At 67.6% G+C, this 17894-nt stretch carries 11 protein-coding genes; 4 read left to right on the forward strand and 7 right to left on the reverse strand.

The genetic code is table 11. From position 1 onward, the window contains the following. Positions 1–34: 34 nt before the first annotated feature. Genes AC1D2H_RS24625 through AC1D2H_RS24655 form a run of 7 tightly spaced genes read right to left on the reverse strand, consistent with a single transcriptional unit; the run spans position 35 to position 9102 of the window. Positions 35–1111: a hypothetical protein gene (locus tag AC1D2H_RS24625; RefSeq protein ID WP_478012768.1), complete on the reverse strand. Its 1077-nt coding sequence runs from the start codon at positions 1109–1111 to the stop codon at positions 35–37. Then, complete coding sequence (locus tag AC1D2H_RS24630) at positions 1093–1971, reverse strand: aldo/keto reductase (protein WP_478012769.1); 879 nt, start codon at positions 1969–1971, stop codon at positions 1093–1095. The genes AC1D2H_RS24625 and AC1D2H_RS24630 overlap by 19 nt, the downstream gene beginning before the upstream one ends. Next, complete coding sequence (locus AC1D2H_RS24635; RefSeq protein WP_478012770.1) at positions 1968–4337, reverse strand: glycoside hydrolase family 13 protein; 2370 nt, start codon at positions 4335–4337, stop codon at positions 1968–1970. Before AC1D2H_RS24635 ends, AC1D2H_RS24630 begins: the two co-directional genes overlap by 4 nt. A gap of 7 nt (positions 4338–4344) precedes the next feature. Beyond that, positions 4345–5235: a maltose ABC transporter permease MalG gene (gene malG, locus AC1D2H_RS24640; protein ID WP_478012771.1), complete on the reverse strand. Its 891-nt coding sequence runs from the start codon at positions 5233–5235 to the stop codon at positions 4345–4347. Between the two features lie 2 nt (positions 5236–5237). Further along, positions 5238–6818 carry a maltose ABC transporter permease MalF gene (gene malF / locus AC1D2H_RS24645; RefSeq protein ID WP_478012772.1) on the reverse strand — a complete coding sequence of 527 codons (1581 nt, stop codon included), beginning with the start codon at positions 6816–6818 and terminating at the stop codon, positions 5238–5240. Continuing rightward, the gene (malE, locus tag AC1D2H_RS24650) at positions 6815–7984 is read right to left on the reverse strand and encodes a maltose/maltodextrin ABC transporter substrate-binding protein MalE (RefSeq protein ID WP_478012773.1); all 1170 of its coding nucleotides are present in this window, start codon (positions 7982–7984) and stop codon (positions 6815–6817) included. The genes malF and malE overlap by 4 nt, the downstream gene beginning before the upstream one ends. Next, a complete protein-coding gene (locus tag AC1D2H_RS24655; RefSeq protein WP_478012774.1) occupies positions 7981–9102 on the reverse strand; it encodes an ABC transporter ATP-binding protein in 1122 nt (373 codons plus the stop codon). Before AC1D2H_RS24655 ends, malE begins: the two co-directional genes overlap by 4 nt. Positions 9103–9462: 360 nt before the next feature. Between AC1D2H_RS24655 and AC1D2H_RS24660 the strand changes: the two genes are divergently transcribed. From AC1D2H_RS24660 to malQ, 4 genes are all read left to right on the forward strand, one after another. Then, the gene (locus AC1D2H_RS24660; RefSeq protein WP_478012775.1) at positions 9463–11919 is read left to right on the forward strand and encodes a glycogen/starch/alpha-glucan phosphorylase; all 2457 of its coding nucleotides are present in this window, start codon (positions 9463–9465) and stop codon (positions 11917–11919) included. Between the two features lie 2 nt (positions 11920–11921). Further along, positions 11922–14099 (forward strand): 1,4-alpha-glucan branching protein GlgB, encoded by a 2178-nt coding sequence (gene glgB / locus AC1D2H_RS24665; RefSeq protein WP_477931463.1) that lies wholly within the window; start codon positions 11922–11924, stop codon positions 14097–14099. A 157-nt stretch (positions 14100–14256) separates the two neighbouring features. Continuing rightward, positions 14257–16335 carry a glycogen debranching protein GlgX gene (gene glgX / locus AC1D2H_RS24670; protein WP_478012776.1) on the forward strand — a complete coding sequence of 693 codons (2079 nt, stop codon included), beginning with the start codon at positions 14257–14259 and terminating at the stop codon, positions 16333–16335. After that, positions 16332–17843, forward strand: a complete 1512-nt coding sequence (gene malQ, locus AC1D2H_RS24675; RefSeq protein ID WP_478012777.1) for a 4-alpha-glucanotransferase — start codon at positions 16332–16334, stop codon at positions 17841–17843. The genes glgX and malQ overlap by 4 nt, the downstream gene beginning before the upstream one ends. Positions 17844–17894 lie beyond the last annotated feature (51 nt).

Genomic DNA, 17894 nt, shown 5'->3' on the forward strand with positions numbered 1-17894 from the left:
GAAGCAGCCGGTGAAACGTCGGGTTATCCCTGGCTCAGAGCTGGTGGCGCTCGGCCTCGAGTTCGCGCTCGCGCAAGCGGGCCAGCAGGGTGTCGTCGTCCAGCGCAGCGTCCTCGGCTGCGAGCGCGCCGCAGTCGCGCAGGGTGCGGCCATGCTCGCGCAGTGCCTGTTGCAGCCATCGGGCACGCCGGAGCGTGCGCGGCGTGCAGGAACGGCCGCGCAGGTCATCGTCGAGGTCGCTGCCGTGGGCCTGCCAGGCATCGGCCAGATAGAGCTGAGCCGGCGCATGGGCGAGTGCATGTCGCCAGCGGGCGGCCAGGCCGCGGTAGTGATGCAGCACGCGCTCGGTGGCGCCGCGCGCCGCGAGGCGGTCGGCGAGATCGTCATAGGCCTGCGCAGCCAGGCGCTTGAAGGCGAGGAAGTGCGGCAGGGCTGCGTCATCGCTGCCGGCATCCAGCAGGGCGCCGAAGAGGTGGCGGCCTTCGATGCGCTCGGCCAGATGGTGCTGGGGAGCTTCCAGGCCATGGCCGGCGCTGTTGTACTGCGTCAGCGGGTCGAAGCGGTAGCAGTAGCCGAAGTCGTAGAGCCAGAGGCGTTCGCCATCGTCCAGCAGATTGCCGGCGCTGTAGTCCCATTCGAAGAAGCCGTGTTCGATCAAGGCGCAGCCGGTTTCGAGCAGGGCGCGAGCCTGGCGCTCGTCCAGCACGCCGGGGTGGCGGCCGCTGATCCAGGGCGACACGACGAGGCCGGCACGCAGGGAACCGTAGACGGGCGCGATGACGCCGGGCAGGGCCAGCGGCGCCAGCTCGGCGTGGCGTTGCAGCTCGTTGAGAAAGGAGGTCTGGCCGTCGGGGTTGCGCACCCGGCATTCGGCGCGGGCGCGCTTGACGGCCCAGCGGCGGCCCGCGTGGTGCAGGCAGATGACCTCGGCGGTCAGGCCACCGTCGTGGACGGCTTCGACGCCCGGGCTGGCTGCAGTCAGCGCTTTCAACTCGGCTACGGGCAAGGGCAGGGCGGCCGCATCGCCAAAGGCGAATTCAGCGCCGCTGGCGATGAAGGCCAGGTTGGCCTGCTGGCGCCGGGCGTCCAGCGTCAGATCAGGCCCGGCCATGCGTCGGCGTGGCGGTCGAAGCCGGCGCGGATGCTGACGACGAGTTCGGCCGGCAGCGGGCCGCGGGCGATGGCGTCGAGGTTGCGGCGCAGATTGGCCGGCTTGGCCGTGCCGACGATGGCGCTGGCCGCTCCCGTGTGGAAGGCGGCGAAGCGCAGCGCCACGTCCGCCCAGTCCTCGGCACCGGTAAGGCCCATGGCCTTGAAGCGATCCCAGTACTGGCCTTCGGCGAAGTCGCCAGGCCGCTCGGCATGGCGCCAGACGGCACCGGCCAGCGGGCGCTTGGCGATGACGCCGATGCCGGCATGGTCGGCCCGCGCGGCGCGGGTCTTCAGATGGGCCTGGTCGCAGAGGCTGACGGAGGTCTGCAGGCTGCCGAAGGCGCCGCTGTCGATCGCGAAGTCGATCTCGGCGTTGTCGCCCGAGTAGGCGGCCACGCGCAGCTTGCCGGCGGCGCGGCAGTCGTTCAGCGCACGGGAGACCTCGCCCTGCTGCAGCACGGGCAGCGGGCAGGAGTGCAGATGGACGATGTCCAGCCAGTCGGTCTTCATGAGCTTCAGCGCGCGCTCCACGCCCTGCACGATGCAGTCGTATGTCCAGTCGGGCACGCCTTCAACGCCATAGCCGACCTTGGTGGACAGCACGAAGTCCGTGCGGCGGTGGGCGATGTGGCGACCGATGCGCTCTTCGCTGAGGCCATAGCCGCGGGCGGTGTCGATGAGGTTGATGCCCTGGTCGAGCACATGGTTGAGCAGGGTGCCGGCTTCGGCTTCGGACGTGCGCTCGTCGTTGATGTGCATGGCACCGAAGCCGAGGGCCGAGACGCGCAGGCCGCTGTGGCCGAGGGGATTCAGGATCATGGGGTGATGAGGACGCGGCCGAACAGGGGCGGCACGGTGAGTTGGATCCAGCCTTCCTTGACGGTCACGGCGTCGCCGCCGAGGGCGTCGCGCAGCTTGTCGGCCGGGAAGGGCAGGCCCACCTTGACGGTCCGGGCCTGGGGGCTGTTGTTGGTCGCCGTGACGGCCCAGCTCTTGCCGTCCTGGCGGGCCAGCACGACGACGTGGTCGTCCACATGCAGCGGTTCGCTCAAGCGACCGTGGCGCAGCACCGGCAGCTCGTGGCGCAGCTGGGTCAGGCGCTTGAAGTCGGCCAGCAGGGCCTCGTCGGGCTTGCCACCTTCGTCGGCCCAGGGGTAGGGCGCGCGGTTGTAGGGGTCGTCGCCACCGCCCAGGCCCACCTCGTCGCCGTAGTAGATGGTGGGCGAGCCGGGGTAGGTCATCTGGAAGAAGACCGCCAGGCGCAGGCGCTGCTTGGCCAGGGCCAGATCGCGGTCCTCGCCGAAGTGGTGCAGGGCGCGCGGCTGGTCATGCGTCGACAGCAGGTTCATCAGCGCCGAGAAGGCCTGGGGCGGATAGGCCTCGCGCATCAGCTCCAGATTGGCGGCCATCAGCTTGCCGCTTTTGCCCGCGGCGTAGTCCAGCACGGCATTGCGGAAGATGTAGTTCATCGTGCTGTCGAACATGTCGCCGAGGAAGTACTTGCTCGAATCGAACCAGGTCTCGGCCACCGTCAGCGCATCGGGCTTCTTGGCTTTCACGGCCTGGCGCCATTCGCGCCAGAAGTCGTCGGGCACCCAGGGCGCCACGTCCATGCGCCAGCCGGCCGCGCCGCGGTCCAGCCAGAGGTTGGTGACCGAGTCCTTGTCGCGATAGGCATAGGCGCGGAAGGACGGGTTGTTCTTGTCGATCTCGGGCAGGTCGCTGACGCCGACCCAGCCCTGGTATTGCTTGTTCGGATCGGTCTCTTCCGGCTTGAACTTGAACCAGCCGTAGTAGGGTGAGGCGGGGTTGGGCTTGCCGTTGTCGAAGGCACCGCCGGCCGGGAAATTGCCGTAGCGGTTGAAGTAGGGCGAGTCCGCGCCGACATGGTTCAACGAGGTGTCGGGGATGACGCGGATGCCGCGCTTGGCAGCTTCGGCGCACAGGCGCGTGAAGTCGTCGTTCGTGCCGAAGGCCGGGTCGATCTGCTTGTAGTCGGCCGCGTCGTATTTGTGGTTGCTGGGCGCGCGGAAGACCGGCGTCAGATAGATGGCGTTGGCGCCCAGGCTCTTGATGTAGTCGAGCTTTTCGATGATGCCGGCGAGGTCGCCACCGAAGAAGTCGTTGTTGTAGAGGGCGTCGGAGCCGTCGCCGGTGTTCGGCTTGAAGGGCCTCTCGTTCCACTGGGCGTGGCGCTCGACGTCGCGGTCCTGGTAGCGGTCCTGCGGCCGGCCGCCACCGGGGCGCGGGTCGTTGGCCTTGTCGCCGTTGCGGAAGCGTTCGGGGAAGACGTAGTAGTAGACGATGTCCTGGGCCCAGGCCGGCACCTGGAAGCCGGGCGCATAGACGGTCTGGCGATAGCGGCGCACGCGGTTCAGGTTGGACGGCAGGCGCTCGACCGAGGCCCCGCCCATCGACCCTTTCTCACGGGTCCAGTAGATGGCGTCCTTGTTGTTCTGCAGCGCGTATTTGCCCTGGGCGGTCTCGATCTCGAACCAGTAGCCGTAGACGCCGGTCGCGTCGAAGCGGTAGCTGGCCATGAAGCCGGTACCGAGGCCGTGCGATTGTGGCGTCATGGGGATGCGGGCCAGCGGCTCGTAGCTGAGCTGCTCCTGGTTGCCGCTCATCTGCCGGCGCTCGATCACGAGGGTGGCCTGCTTCAGGCCGGGCACGTCGTTGCCGATGCTGAACTTCACTTCGGTGCCCGCCGGCTGGGCGCCGAAGGGCGACTTGAACTCGTCGTTGCGCGAGTCGAAGTGGGTCGTCAGCGCGGCCTTGTCGGTCAGGGGCTTGGGAGGCGTGGGCTTGAAGCGCTTGGGGCCGACGTCCAGTGTCGGGCGGCCATCGGCGGCGAAGCTCAGGCGCAGGGTGTGCTCGCCGCTGAACTCGCGTTTGATGTTGCCGGCAGCACCTCGCGCGGGCTGGCCCTTGGCGTCGCCTCCGATGGTCAGCGCGGGCGTCCAGTCCTCGTCGGCGAGCTTGAACTCCTGCGCGCCCTTGGCCTTGAGGTTCAGGTAGTAGGCGTCGCAGTGGTACTGGAAAGCCTGCTCGTCCTGGGCGGCCCAGTTGTTCAGGCCGCCGCGCAGATAGAGCGTGGCTTCACCGAGCGGGGGCTTGGTGCAGGCTGCGTAGGAAGCGGGGACGAACGAAAGCAGCGCTGCGCACAGCGCGAATGACTTCAGCATATGAACCTCAGCCTTTGACGCCGCCAGCGGTCAGGCCGGACACGATCCAGCGCTGGGCGAGCAGGAAGACCAGCGTGATGGGCAGGCCCGACAGCACGGCCGCGGCCGCGAAGTCGCCCCACAGAAAGCGCTGGTCGTGCAGGAAATATTTGGAGCCGACGGCCAGCGTCAGATTGCCCTCTTCGCGCAGCAGGATGGAGGCCACCGGGTACTCGATGATGGTGCCGATGAAGGCCAGCACGAAGACCACCATCAGGATGGGAATGGCCATCGGCAGCAGCACGCGCGAGAAGGCCTGCCAGTGCGTCGCGCCGTCGACCTTGGCGTTCTCCTCGATCTCGACGGGGATGGTCTCGAAGTAACCCTTGATGGTCCACACATGCGTGGCGATGCCGCCCAGGTAGGCGAGCACCAGGCCGGCGTGCGTCTCGATGCCCAGCGCCGGCACATAGGTGCCGATGGTCTCGAAGATGGCGTAGATGGCGACGAGCGCCAGCACCGGCGGGAACATCTGCAGCAGCAGCATGCCGTTGAGCACCGGCTTGTCGAAGCGGAACTTCATGCGCGCAAAGGCATAGGCCGCGCTGGTGGAGATGGCGACGATGAGGAAGGCCGAGATGGTGGCAATCTTGATCGAGTTCCACAGCCAGGTCAGCACGGGGAAGGGCGGCTGCACCAGGCTGCCATCGGCGGCCTGGTAGGGGATGCCGAGCGCCAGCTTCCAATGCTCCAGGCTGATCTCGGTCGGAATCAGGCTGCCGGTGGCGAAGTTGCCAGGGCGCAGCGAGATGGACACGACGGCCAGCAGCGGGAAGATGGTGATGGCGATGAAGATCCACATCACCGCGTGGCCGGCGATGGTGCGCCAGCGGGCTTGTTTGCCGAGGACGATGGCCATGATTACTTTTGCGCCTTTGCGGACATGCGAAGGTTGATCAGCGACAAGACCGCCACCAGGAAGAAGATCAGCGTCGAGATTGCCGCGGCGAGGCCGAAGTCGGAGCCCGAGTCGCGGAAGGCGATGCGGTAGGTGTAGCTGACGAGGATGTCGGTCTGGCCCGCGGGCAGCTTGGTGGACAGGAAGTCCGGCCGGCCGTCGGTCAGCAGCGCGATCAGCACGAAGTTGTTGAAGTTGAAGGCGAAGGCGCTGACCAACAGCGGCGCCAGCGGCTTGATGATGAGCGGCGCGGTGATCTTGAAGAAGTTGGTTGCCGGAGAAGCGCCGGCCAGGGCCGAGGCCTCGTACAGGTCGGCGGGAATCGCCTTCAACAGGCCCGAGCACAGGATCATCACGTAGGGGTAGCCCAGCCAGACGTTGACGATGACCAGCATGGTCTTGGCCAGCAGCGGGTCGGCGAACCAGGCCGGCTTGACGCCGAACAGCGCGTTCAGGATGGCGTTGATCTCGCCGAAGTTCTGGTTGAACAGGCCCTTGAAGACGAGGATGGAGATGAAGCCCGGCACCGCATACGGCAGGAAGAGCAGGGTGCGGTAGGTGGTGCGGTACTTCATGCCTTCCCAGTTCAGCATCACCGCGAACAGCATGCCGATGGCCGTTGCGAAGAACACCGTCAGTGCCGAGAACAGCACCGTCCACGTGAAGATGGACAGGAAGGGCCCGCGGAACTCGGCGTCGAACAGCATGCGCGCGTAGTTCGCCACGCCGATGAAGGCCTTGAAGCCGGGCTGCAGCACCTCGCCCGAGGTGGCCTCGAAGAAGCCGGTGTCGCGGTTGGGCTTGAAGGCGGCGCCGTCCGCGGTGCGCGTGAGGCTGCCATCTGCATTGGCCGTCCACTGCGGCTTGACGGGGCCGAACTCGCGCAGGCCGAGGTAGTGCAGCTCGGTCTTGTCGGGCATCACCAGCACGAGCTTGGAGAGCGCGTCGCGATGCTTGATCAAATCGGGCAAGGGCAGGGCGGCGTCGGTCGGCGTCGTTGCAGCGTCCGATGTGGCGACGTCAACGCGCAGCTCCTTGCCCGCACGCAGCGCCAGCGGTGGCGACACCCAACGCGGCGCGGCCTCGCCCTCAGCGCGCAACACCAGGCGGTATTCGGCGCCGCTGGCATGCAGGCTGTAGGCCAGCACCTGGTCCTCGACGGCGTCGTGCTGCTCCAGCAAATACTCGCGCACGCGGCTTTCGCTGAGCAGATGGGTGCTGGAGTAGTTGGTGAAGCCTATCTGCGCCGTGTAGACGAGCGGAAAGGCGATGAAGATCAGCATGCCGGCGATGCCGGGGAAGAGGTAACGCCAGGCAAAGCCGCCACGGCTCAGGTAGACATAGAAGCCGGCCGTGAACAGCACAAGCAGGCCCGCGGCCCAGGCGGCCTGGCCGGTCGTGTAGACGACGAAGACGAGATACAGCGCGGCCACGATGGCAGCCACAGCCAGCGGCCAGTGCAGCCACTTGGCGAGCTTCTCGGTCAGCGTGGGCGGCAGCGTCGTGTAGCTGCCCTGGCCCAGGGTGGAGGTGGCAGCGTTCATTTGTTCAGCAGCATCCGTGCGGCGGCGCCGTCGAGCGCGTCCTTCGGTGATTGCAGTCCATTGGTGATGGCTTCCAGCGCCGCGTCCATCGCGGTCCAGAAGCGGCCCACCTCGGGGATGTTGGGAATGGGGGCGCCGTTGCGGGCGTTGGTCATGCTGRCCGCGATCAGCGGGTTGACTGACAGCTCGGCATAGAAGGCCTTGTTGGCCGGCACACCGATGGGCACGTTGGCGTCCAGGATCTTCAGGGCCTCGGGGCGCATCAGGTGGTTCTCGATGAACTCCTTGGCGATGTCCTTGTTCTTGCTGGGCGCGGAGATCATGCAGCCCAGCACGCCGACAAAGCTCTTGCTGGGCTTGCCGGCGACGACGGCGGGAATGGGCGCCACGCCGATGTCGATCTTGGCCTTCCTGGCGTTGTCCCAGGCCCAGGGGCCGGAGATCATCATGGCCACCTCGCCGCGCGCGAAGGCCGCTTCCATCTCGGAGTAGCGCGCGCCCTTGGGCATGTGGCCATCCTTGATGAGGCGCTCGATCATCTGCGCACCGGCGAGCGCGCCTGCGTTGTTGACGTCGACCTTCTTCGGATCGAAGTCGCCCTGGGCATCGCGGCCGAAGATGACGCCGCCGGCGCCGGCAATCATGGGCCAGCTGAAGAAGCTCTTGTTGTAGTCCCACAGCACGGCATGCTTGCCGCTGGCCTGCAGCTTCTTGTCCAGCGCGATCAGCTCGTCCCAGGTGCTGGGCGGCGTGGGTACCAGGGCCTTGTTGTAGATCAGGCCGGTGGTCTCGATGGCGATGGGGTAGCCCCAGATGCGGCCGCGGTAGCTCAGCGCTTGCCAGGCCGTCTCCTCGGACTCGGCCTTGAGCTTGGCAGAGGGGCGCAGTGATGTCAGCAGGCCGGCCTTGGCCCATTCGCCGACGCGGTCGTGCGGCCAGCAGAAGATGTCAGGGCCCTTGCCGGCACCGGCGGCCTGCTGGAACTTGTCCGTGGGGTCGACCGGGTGTTCGACGACGACCTTGACGCCCGAGACCTTCTCGAAGGCATTGCCGACGGTCTGCAGGCCGCCATAGGCCTTGTCGCCGTTGATCCAGACGAGCAGCTTCGGGCTCTCGGCCAAGGCCGGCGCTGCAGCGAGTGCGGCCACGAGGGGGAGCCACTTCATGCGTACAGCTCCGGCGCGGCCAGGCGGCGCAGGGCGAGGCCATTGGCGTCGAACACATAGAGGGCCTCGGCCGGCAGGTGCAGGTCCAGGGCCTGGCCGTTGCGCAGGCGGTCGCAGCCGTTGCGGCCCTCGAACTGGCAGGTCAGCGGCTCTTCCAGGCCGGGGTAGGGGCAGTAGGCAAAGGTGATGCCGCCCAGCGACTCGACGAATGCCACCGTGCTCTGCAGCAGATTGCCTTCGCCGCCCTGGCGGATGTGCTCGGGCCGCACGCCCAGGGTGACCTTGTCGCCTACCCTGGCGGCGTTGCCGTCGACCTTGGCCTGCAGCACCACGCCGCTGCCGTCCAGCTTCACATCCACATGGCCGGCCTCGATGGCGACCAGTTCGCCGGCGATGAAGTTCATCTTGGGGCTGCCGATGAAGCCGGCCACGAACAGGTTGCGCGGGTGCTCGTACAACTCCAGCGGCGACCCGACCTGCTCGACCTTGCCGGCCGACAGCACGACGATGCGGTCGGCCAGCGTCATGGCCTCCACCTGGTCGTGGGTCACATAGATCATCGTGGTCTTGAGGTCCTCGTGCAGCTTGGCGAACTCGTAGCGCATGCGCACGCGCAGCGCTGCGTCCAGGTTGGACAGCGGCTCGTCGAACAAAAAGACCTCGGGCTTGCGCACGATGGCGCGGCCGATGGCGACCCGTTGGCGCTGGCCGCCGGAGAGGTCCTTGGGCTTGCGGTCCAGCAGGTGTTCTATGTGCAGGATCTTGGCCGCGTTGCGCACGGCGGTCTCGATCTCGGCCTTGGGCACCTTGGCCAGCTTCAAGCCGAAGGCCATGTTGTCGAACAGATTCATATGCGGGTAAAGCGCATACGACTGGAACACCATGGCGATGCCGCGCTCGCTGGGTGGCACGTCGTTGACGACGCGCCCGCCGATGGTCAGTTCGCCGCCGGTGATCTCTTCCAGGCCGGCGATGGAGCGCAGCAGCGTGGACTTGCCACAGCCCGAGGGGCCGACGAAGACCATGAACTCGCCGTCGCGTATCTCCAGGTCGATGCCGTGAAGGATGCGGATGTCGCCATAGGCCTTCTCCACGCCGGTCAGTCGAACGTCTGCCACTTCTAACCTTTCAGTCGCCGGGGGTCCTGTCGTCGAACTGCGCCGGCTTGTCTCGTCGGGAGACGGCTAAATTTCTCTTGTTTGGCCGTCTTTGTAGACAATATACATTTGCGGCGTCGCGACAACAACAGCGACTTCCCGGTTGAATCTTCATGAAACCCTTATAGATCAACGGTTTGCAAAACGTCGCGGGTTTTCCCGATGTAGTCAAACTACACAACGGGTCGGAGCTGTCCGATACTTCGTCCAGCGCTGCCCTTCGAGTAGCATTCTTGCCCCCGTCGCTGGGGGCCGGCACTGATGAACACCCCAACCCGCCTTCCCGTTCAACGCAAGCCCAGCCCCAAGGCCTCCACCGCGATGAAGAAGCCGTCCGCCCTCTCTGCCGAAGACAAGGCGCTGCGCGCCGCCTTCGAGACCGCCTACGAGCGTGAGCTGTCCCAATCCAGCCATGGCGCCACGCCCCAGGCGGCCCTGCATGCCGCGGCCATCGCCTGCCGTGAGACGCTGGCGCGCCGCTGGGCCAAGACGCAGGCCGCCGATGCCCAGCGCGGCGACAAGGCGCCCGTGCGCCGCGTCCACTATCTGTCGATGGAATTCCTGATGGGCCGCGCGCTGTCCAATGCGCTCGCCGCCCTGAAGCTGACCGAGCCGCTGGAAGCCAAGCTGGCCGAGCAGGGTCTGGCCCTGGGCGATGTGCTGGAGCGCGAGCCCGATGCGGCGCTGGGCAATGGCGGCCTGGGTCGCCTGGCGGCCTGCTTCCTGGACAGCTTCGCCGAGCTGGAGCTGCCGTCCTTCGGCTACGGCCTGCGCTACCGCTATGGCACCTTTGCCCAGGTCATCAGCCAGGGCCGCCAGCTGGAGCAGCCCGACGACTGGACGCGCGATTCGCCCGCCTGGGAGCTGCCGCGCCATGACGTGCGCTTCCATGTCGGCTTCGGTGGCCGCGTCGAGGCCGACGCCTCTGGCGTGCGCCGTTGGATGCCGGCCGACAGCATCGAGGCCCAGGCCTTCGACTTCGTCGTGCCCGCCCACCACAGCGACCGCGTCTCGACGCTGCGCCAGTGGCAGGCCACGGCCGCGCCCATCGCCTTCAAGCCCTTCTGCGAGGGCGACTACGCCCGCGCCGCCCGCCACCAGGTGCTGGCCGATGCGTTGAACTGGGTGCTCTACCCCGACGACAGCACCGAGCAGGGCCGCGAGCTGCGCCTGAAGCAGGAAGCCTTCCTCGTCAGCGCCTCGCTGCAGGATCTGATCGCCCGCCATCTGCGCGAGTTCGGCTCCCTGCACAACCTTGGCAAGACCAACGCCATCCATCTCAACGACACGCATCCGGCGCTGGCGCCTGCCGAGCTGATGCGACTGCTGCTGGACGAGCATGGCCTGGGCTGGGACGAGGCCTGGAAGATCACGCGCCAGGCGGTGGCCTACACCAACCACACGCTGATGCCCGAGGCGCTGGAGACCTGGCCCGTGCGCATGTTCGAGAACCTGCTGCCGCGTCATCTCGAGATCATTTACGAGATCAACCATCGCTTCCTTGAAGAAGTGCAGGCGCGCTTTCCCGGCGATCACGCCTTCGCCGCGGGCGTGTCCCTCATCGATGAAGGCAGCCACGGCAGCGAGCGCCGCGTGCGCATGGCGGCCCTGGCGCTGGTCGCGTCGCACCGCGTCAACGGCGTGGCCGCGCTGCACTCCGAGCTGATGGTGCAGACCATCTTTGCCGACTACGCCCGCATCTGGCCCGAGCGCTTCCACAACGTCACCAATGGCGTCACGCCGCGGCGCTGGCTGCAGCAGGCCAACCCGGCCCTGTCCGCGCTGCTGGACAGCCGCATCGGCGAAGGCTGGCGCAAGGACCTGGCCGAGCTGGGTGAGCTCAAGGCCCTGGCTGCCGACCGCGAACTCGGCGAAGAGTTCCTCGTCGTCAAGCGCGCCAACAAGGAGCGCCTGGCCGCCGTCATCCGCCGTGAGCTGGGCATCTCGGTCAATGTCGACAGCCTGTTCGACATCCAGATCAAGCGCATCCACGAGTACAAGCGCCAGCTGCTCAACCTGCTGCACGTCATCAGCCGCTACCAGGCCATTCGCGACAACCCCGACGCCAACTGGGTGCCGCGCACCGTCATCATTGCCGGCAAGGCCGCTTCGGCCTACCAGATGGCCAAGAGCATCGTGCGCCTGGCGCACGACGTCGCCCGCGTCATCAACAGCGACCCGCGCGTGGGCGACAAGCTCAAGCTCGTCTTCCTGCCCAACTACAGCGTCACGCTGGCCGAGAGCATCATCCCGGCGGCCGACCTGTCCGAGCAGATCTCGACGGCCGGCACCGAGGCCTCGGGCACCGGCAACATGAAGTTCGGCATGAACGGCGCGGTCACCATCGGCACCTGGGACGGCGCCAACATCGAGATGGCCGAGGCCATGGGCGTGGAAAACATGTTCGTGTTCGGCCTGCGCGCCGATGCCGTCGCCAAGATCAAGCAGCTGGGCTACGACCCGCGCCTGTATGTCGAAGAGAATCGCCAGCTCAAGCGCGTCATCGATGCCATCGCGGCGGGCGTCTTCAGTAACGGCGATACCGAGCGCTACCGCGGCCTCGTGGACAGCCTGTTGCACCGCGACGTCTACCTGCTGATGGCCGATTTCGCCGATTACGTCGCCACCCAGGCCAAGGTCGATGCGCTGTTTGCCGACCGTGCCGCCTGGGCTGAACGCGCCTTGCGCAATATCGCCGGCATGGGCCCGTTCTCGTCCGATCGCACGATCAACGAGTACGTGGACCGTGTCTGGTCCGTGAAGAGTTTGAACAGCTGACGATGCTCACTGACGCCGACGTTGATTCCCTGCTGGCGGGCCGCCATGCCGATCCCTTCGGCCGGCTCGGCCTGCACGCGGATGACAACGGCCGGCTGTGGGTGCGCGTGCTGCTGCCTGGCGCTGACGAAGTCGCGCTGCTGGATGCCGGCAGCAAGAAGCACATCGTCGACCTCGAGCAGCGCCGCGGCGGCTTCTTCGAGGCCCAGGTGCCGCGGCGCAAACATCGCTTCGACTACCGGCTGGCCGTGCGCTGGACCGGCGGCGGGGAGGGCGTCTATGCCGACCCCTACAACTTCTACCCCCAGCTCGGCGACGAGGAGCTGAAGGCCTTCGCCGAGGGGCGCAACTTCCGGCCCTGGCTGAGCCTGGGCGCGCACGTCGTGCAGTATGGCGACGTCGGCGGCGTGCGCTTCGCCGTCTGGGCGCCGAACGCGCGGCGCGTCAGCGTCGTCGGCAACTTCAACAACTGGGACGGGCGACGCCACCCCATGCGGCTGCGCCACCAGGCCGGCGTGTGGGAGATCTTCGTGCCCCACGCCATCGAAGGCGATCTCTACAAGTTCGAGATCGTCAACGGCAATGGCGCGCTGCTGCCGCTGAAGGCCGACCCCTATGCTCGCCGCGCCCAGCTGCGGCCCGAGACGGCCAGCATCGTCGCGGCCCTGCCTGAACCCACGCCGCTGCCGCGCCAGCGCGAGCGCGCGAACCGGCGCGAGTCGGCCATCAGCGTCTACGAGGTGCATGCCGCTTCCTGGCGCCGCGGCGTGTCCGGAGAGTTCCCGACCTGGGACGAACTCGCCGAGCAGCTGCCCGCCTATGTGGCCGACATGGGCTTCACGCATGTGCAGCTGATGCCCATCACCGAGCATCCCTTCGACGGCTCCTGGGGCTACCAGACGCTGGGCATGTACGCGCCCAGCGCCCGCTTCGGCCCGCCCGAAGGCTTCGCGCGCTTCGTCAAGGCTTGCCATGAGCAGGGCCTGGGCCTGCTGCTGGACTGGGTGCCGGCCCACTTCCCCGCCGACGCCCACGGCCTGGCCGAGTTCGACGGCACGCGCATCTACGAATATGCGGACCCCAAGGAAGGCTTCCACCGCGACTGGAACACGCTGATCTACAACTTCGCCCGCACCGAGGTGCGCGAGTTCCTGGTCGGCAGCGCCACCTACTGGATAGAGCGCTGGGGCGTGGACGGCCTGCGCGTGGACGCCGTCGCCAGCATGCTCTACCGCGACTACTCGCGGCCGGCCGGCGAATGGATTCCCAACATCCGCGGTGGCCGCGAAAACCTCGAAGCCATCTCCATGCTGCGCGAGATGAACGAGCATGTCGGCGAGATCGAGGGTGCCATCTCGGTCGCCGAGGAGAGCACCAGCTTCCCCGGTGTCTCGGCGCCCACCTACACGGGCGGCCTGGGCTTCCACTACAAGTGGAATATGGGCTGGATGAACGACACCTTGCGCTATATGGCCGAGGACCCGATCAACCGCCGCTGGCATCACGACAAGATGACCTTCGGCCTGATCTATGCGTTCAGCGAGAACTTCATGCTGCCCATCTCGCACGACGAGGTCGTGCACGGCAAGGGCTCCATGCTGGCCAAGATGCCGGGCGACGACTGGCAGAAGTTCGCCAACCTGCGCGCCTACTACGGCTTCATGTGGGGCCACCCCGGCAAGAAACTGCTCTTCATGGGCCAGGAATTTGCCCAGCGCCAGGAGTGGAACCACGCCGAGAGCCTGCCCTGGGGCCTGCTGGAAGACGACCGCCACGCCGGCGTGCAGCGCCTGGTGCGCGACCTCAACAAGCTCTACCGCGAGCACTCCGCCTTGCACCGGCTGGACTGCGAGCAGGGCGGCTTCGAGTGGATCAGCGCTCACGACGCCGAGCATTCCATCTATGCCTGGGCGCGCCGTGACGGCACCGGCCGCATGGTCATCGTCGTCTGCAATATGACGCCGGTGCCGCGCGAGGGTTACTCGCTGGGCGTGCCCGACGGCGTGACCGCCTGGCGCGAGGCGCTCAACACCGATTCGGCCTATTACGGCGGCAGCAATATGGGCAACGGCGTCGCCGCCGCCGGCCTGCCGGTGCAGGCGCTGCCGGCGCATGGCCGACGCCTGTCCATCACGATCAACCTGCCGCCGCTGGCCACGCTCTTCTTCGTTCCGATATGACGTGCCCCTCGCCCGGCCTCGCGTCGCTGCACGCGAGCGAGCCCAGTCGGTCCCCCGAGGGGACGGCGATGCGTGCAACTTCGAGTCGCACGCACATCGCCAGGGCGGGCCGGCTTGGGAGCGGCCCGGCGCTCGGCCCGCAATGCAGGGATAGCTGATGGCCCACCTACCCGACCTCCAACCTGGCTGGCACGAGCCACTGGGTTCGCTTGCCCGCGATGGCGGTGTCAACTTCGCCGTCGCCAGCGACAACGCGACGCGCATCGAGCTCTGCGTCTTCGACGGCGAAGGCCAGCGCGAGCTGCGCCGCTACACGCTGGATGGCCCGCATGACGGCGTCTTCCACGGCTTCCTGCCCGGCGTCGGCCCTGGCCTGGTCTACGGCTTGCGTGCCCATGGCCCCTATGTGCCGGAGCAGGGCCACCGTTTCAATCCGCACAAGCTGCTGCTGGATCCCTGGGCCAGAGAAATCGTCGGCCACTTCGGCTGGCGCGCCGAGCACCACGGCTACGAGCTGGGCCACCCGGACGGTCCGCGCTCGCTGGATGTGCGCGACAACGCGACGCAGGCGCTGAAAGGCCGCGTCGCGCCTCCGCCCGTCGCTCACGCACGCGCCCACCGGCCGCGTCGCGCTGCGGCCGACGTCGTGCTCTACGAGGTCCACGTCAAGGGCTTCTCCAAGCTGCTGCCCGGCGTGCCCGAAGACCTGCGCGGCAGCTATGCCGGCCTGGCCCACCCCGCCTCCATCGCCCACTTCAAGCGGCTGGGCATCACGACGCTGTCGCTGCTGCCGGTGCACTACTGCATCGACGAGCCACACCTCGCCGAGCGCGGCCTGCACAACTACTGGGGCTACAACACGCTGGGCTTCTTCTGCCCCGACCCGCGCTGGGCGCATGCCGCCCATCGCAACGACCCGACCGCCGTGACGGCCGAGTTCCGCCAGATGGTGAGCGCCTTGCACGAAGCCGGCCTGGAGGTGGTGCTGGACGTCGTCTACAACCACACGCCCGAGGGCAACGAGTTCGGCCCGACGCTGTCTTTCCGCGGCCTGGACAACAAGACCTGGTACCGGCTGGTGGCCGACGACAGCAGCCGCAACGAGAACCTGACCGGTTGCGGCAACACCGTCAACTGCGCCCACCCGCGCGTGACCCAGTTCGTGCTGGACTCGCTGCGCTACTGGGTGGCCGAGATGGGCGTCGATGGCTTCCGCTTCGACCTCGCGCCCGTGCTGGGCCGCACGAATCACGGCTACGACGCCAATGCCGCTTTCTTCACCGCGCTGCGCCAGGACCCGGTGCTGGCCGGCGTGCACCTGATCGCCGAGCCCTGGGATGCGGCCTACGACGGCTACCAGGTCGGCCGCTTTCCGGGCCGCTTCCTGGAGTGGAACGACAAGTTCCGCGACGCCGTGCGCGGCTACTGGCTGGGCGCTGGCCCGGGCGTGGGTCGTGGCGAGCTGGCGCGGCGCTTCATGGCGTCCAGCGATGTCTTCCACCACGGCCAGCGACTCCCCACCGCCTCGGTCAATTTCGTCGCCGTGCACGACGGCTTCACGCTGGCCGATCTGACGAGCTATTCGACCAAGCACAACCACGCCAACGGCGAAGAGAACCGTGACGGCCGCGACGGCGAGCTCTGCGCGAACTTCGGCGCCGAGGGGCCGACCGAGGACGCCGCCATCAACGCCACCCGCGAGCGCGTGCGCCGCGCGCTGCTTGCTACGTTGCTGCTGGCGCAAGGCACGCCCATGCTGTGCGCGGGCGACGAGATCGGCAACGGCCAGGGCGGCAACAACAACGCCTATTGCCAGGACAACGTCATCACCTGGCTGAACTGGGACCAGGCCGAAGGCCGCACCACCGAACTGGTCGCCGAGCTGCTGGCCCTGCGCGCCGCCGAGCCGCTGCTGCGCCACTCGCGCTGGTTTGCCAGTGGTCCCGGCGAGTGCAGCATTGCCTGGTACGCGCCCAGCGGCCACGAGATGACGCCGCATGACTGGCACGACGCCGGCCAGCGCGCCTTCGGGGCCCAGTTGCGCGAGGCCGATGCCGCCGCGCCGCGGCTGATGATCGTCTTCAACCCCGACCCGGCGCCCTTGCCCTTCCTGCTCTGCAACGGCCCCTGGCAGCTGGTGCTGGACAGCAGCGGCGAATCGGCCGCCCCCCTCGTTCTTCCCGGCCAGCCGCTCAATGTGCCGGCCCGATCTCTTCTTGTGCTGAGGCACCAATGAACCTGAACCAACGCTCCTCCGGTGTGCTGCTGCACATCACCTCGCTGCCCGGCCCGCATGGCATGGGCGACTTCGGCCCCGATGCCTACCGCTTCGTCGACTGGCTGCAGTCCGCCGGCCAGAGCGTCTGGCAGCTGCTGCCGACGACGCCCATCGGCCCCGGCGACAGCCCCTACCAGGGCGTGTCGGCCTTTGCCGGCAGCCAGTGGATGGTGGCGCTGGAGCCGCTGATCGCCAAGGGCTGGCTGACTCAACCCCAGGTGCCGGCGTTCAACGGCGCACTGGTCGACTACGGCACCGTCACGCCCTGGCGCGAACAGCAGCTGCGCGCCGCGGCCAAGGGCTTTTTCGCCAATGCGGCCGACGCCGACCGCATCGCCTTCGCCAAGTGGTGCCTGGAAGCGCAGAGCTGGCTGGACGACTACGTCCTCTTCATGGCCATCCGCTCACCGCTGAACGGCCAACCCTGGTGGGAATGGAGCGAAGGCCTCAAGAAGCGCGAGCCCGCGGCACTGGCGGCGGCGCGCAAGGAATACGCCGACGAGATCGCCTTCTGGCAGTTCGTGCAGTGGCAGTTCGACGTGCAGATCCAGGCGCTCAAGGCCTATGCCAACGAGCGCGGCGTCCACCTCATGGGCGACCTGCCCATCTTCGTGGCCCATGACAGCGCCGATTGCTGGTCGCGCCCCGACCTCTACTACCTCGACAAGGACTTCCAGACCACCGTCGTCGCCGGCGTGCCGCCCGATGACCTGGGGCCGCTGGGCCAGCGTTGGGGCAACCCGCTCTACCGCTGGGACAAGATGGCCGAGGAGGACTACGCCTGGTGGACGGCACGCATCCAGCGTGCGCTGAGCCAGGCCGACGTCTTCCGCATCGACCATTTCCGTGGCTTCGCCGGCTATTACGAGATCCCGGCCAGCAGCCCCGACGCCAAGCAGGGCCAGTGGCTGACCGGCCCGGGCATGGCGCTGTTCGACGCCATCAAGAAGGCCCTGGGCCCGCTGCCCATCGTGGCCGAGGACCTGGGCTTCATCACCGACGACGTGCACGAGCTGCGCGACGGCTGCGGCTTCCCCGGCATGAAGATCCTGCAGTTCGCCTTCGGCGCCGAGGGTGACCACGAGTTCCTGCCGCATATGTGGCCCACCACGTCGGTGGCCTATACCGGCACCCATGACAACGACACCGTGCGCGGCTGGTGGGACCAGGCCAAGCCGCGTGAACGCGCGTTCGCGGGCTCCTACCTTCCCTGCAACGAGCAGGACGTGCACTGGGCCATGATCCGCGCCTGCGCCAACTCGGTGGCCAATATGGCCGTCTACCCGCTGCAGGACGTGCTCGGCCTGGGCAGCGCCCACCGCATGAATGTGCCCGGCGTGCTGGGCGGCAACTGGGGCTGGCGCTTCCATTGGGGCATGCTGGGCAGCGAGCCGGCGCGCGTGCTGGGCCTGATCACCGCGGCGTCCGGCCGTGGGCCTTTTGAGCTGTTGAAGTTGCCCGGCTGACCGCTAAGAGCCCCTTTCCCCCGCAGATCGGGGGGCGTTTTCGCCCCCCTA

The organism is Roseateles sp. P1_C1_2 (genome assembly GCF_056406535.1).